At 74.8% G+C, this 1648-nt stretch carries 2 protein-coding genes and 1 pseudogene; 2 read left to right on the top strand and 1 reads right to left on the bottom strand.

Annotated elements, in window-relative coordinates; translation table 11 throughout:
• A pseudogene (locus E1298_RS46760) lies at nt 1-229 on the top strand (transcriptional regulator); the annotation flags it as partial.
• 32 nt (nt 230-261) lie between these two features.
• Nucleotides 262-837 (top strand): DUF3291 domain-containing protein, encoded by a 576-nt coding sequence (locus E1298_RS46755; protein WP_131903778.1) that lies wholly within the window; start codon nt 262-264, stop codon nt 835-837.
• A gap of 31 nt (nt 838-868) precedes the next feature.
• Here the strand turns inward: E1298_RS46755 and E1298_RS46750 are convergent.
• The coding region (locus tag E1298_RS46750; RefSeq protein WP_131903777.1) for a DUF3866 family protein at nt 869-1648 on the bottom strand (780 nt) is incomplete at its 5' end.

Raw genomic sequence — 1648 nt, 5'->3', positions numbered from 1 at the left:
GGGTTATGAGCCGGTGCGGGAGCGGTGTGAGGGCGGGGGCGCGGTGGTCCGGATGCGCAATTGCCCGTTCCATGTGGTGGCGGAGCAGTTTCCTCCGCTGTTGTGCGGGATGAATCTGGCGCTGCTGGAGGGGCTGGTGGAGGGGTCGGACGGGGTGCGGGTGCGGATGGATCCGCGGCCGGGGTGGTGCTGCGTGGCGGCCGACACCTCTAAAGACAATGAGGATTGACATAGAAGGCGGGGCATGGTGGGGTGAGCACCATGACCGCTGCTGACGATGCCCGCCCGCACCTCGCCCAGTTGAACGTGGCCACGCTCAGGTACCCGCTCGACGACCCGCGGATGGCCGGCTTCACGGCCCTGCTCGACCCGGTGAACGCGCTCGCCGACGGCGCGCCCGGGTTCGTGTGGCGGCTCGTCGAGGAGGGCGAGGCCGACGCCACCGGGATGCGTCCCGCGGGCGACGACGTGATCGTCAACTTCTCGGTGTGGGAGTCGAGCGAGGCGCTGTGGGACTTCGTGTACCGCAGCGGGCACCTGGAGACGATGCGGCGCCGCCGGGAGTGGTTCCAGCGGCACGTGGACGCGCACTTGGTGCTGTGGTGGATCCCGGCCGGGCACGTCCCGACCGTGGCCGAGGGCCTGGAGCGCCTGGAGCTGCTGCGCACGGTGGGCCCGTCGCCGCGCGCGTTCACGTTCGCCTCGTCCTTCACCGCTGAGGAGGCGCTCCGGGCGGGCGAGGCGGGCGAGGCGGACGCGGCGGCCGGGCGCGCCAGGGGCGCCGGGCGCGCCGGACGGACGGGGGAGTCCGGCGAGGCGGAGCCCGCCGCGCTCTAGGCGCCCCAAGCGCCGCCGCGCTCTGACGCCGTCAGTCGAGCAGGGTGGCGGTGTGGCGGCCCGCGGCGGCGGCGGTGAGGAAGTAGGCGAGGTCCTCGTCCAGGCGGCGGCCCATGGTGGACAGTCGGACGCCCCAGTCCTTCTCGGCCGACCTCAGCGCCTCGTGGAGGCCGTCGACCGGGACGGGGACGAGGGTGTGGCGGTCGCCGAGCTCGGCGGCCTCGGCGGCGACGCGGGCGCCGAACGCGCCGCCCAGTTCGGGGACGGGGATGTCGGCGCGGGCGAGGGCGACGCGGCCGTAGGCGGTGAGGGAGTGGTGGGAGACGCCGATGTGGCGTTCGCGCTTGTCGCCCTCGCTGACGCGCAGGGACCCGACGGGGCGGCCCCGCAGGACGGACGCGGCGTTGACGGCCTCTCCGGCCGAGACGCCGGAGAATCCCCAGCGGGTGCCGGTGCCGAGGTTGCCGGGGCCCTGGGCGAGGACGATGACGTCTGCGTCCAGGACCAGGCGGGCCGAGAGCAGGCCGGTGTGGACGGTGACGGCCTCCAGGTCGCCGCCGAACGCCTGCCCCGCGGTGACGGTGGCGGCGAGGGCGCCGGCGTCCTTGAGCTGGGCGATGGACATGGAGAACCAGGCGGGCAGGGCGCCGCCGTCCGGCATGACGTACACCGCGCGGGTCCCGGGACGGGCGGTCAGGAGCCCGGCCAGGATGGGCGGGAGGGCGGAGTGGAGGTCGGCGACGATGACGGGCGCGCCGCCGAGGGAGTCGGCGTCGCGGAGGGCGGCGTGGTGGGGGGAGTCCTGCTCGTC

Source organism: Actinomadura rubrisoli, from assembly GCF_004349215.1.
GTDB classification, from domain to species: domain Bacteria; phylum Actinomycetota; class Actinomycetes; order Streptosporangiales; family Streptosporangiaceae; genus Spirillospora; species Spirillospora rubrisoli.
Note: the sequence above shows the minus strand (reverse complement) of the source record. Positions and strands in the feature narration are given on the sequence as shown.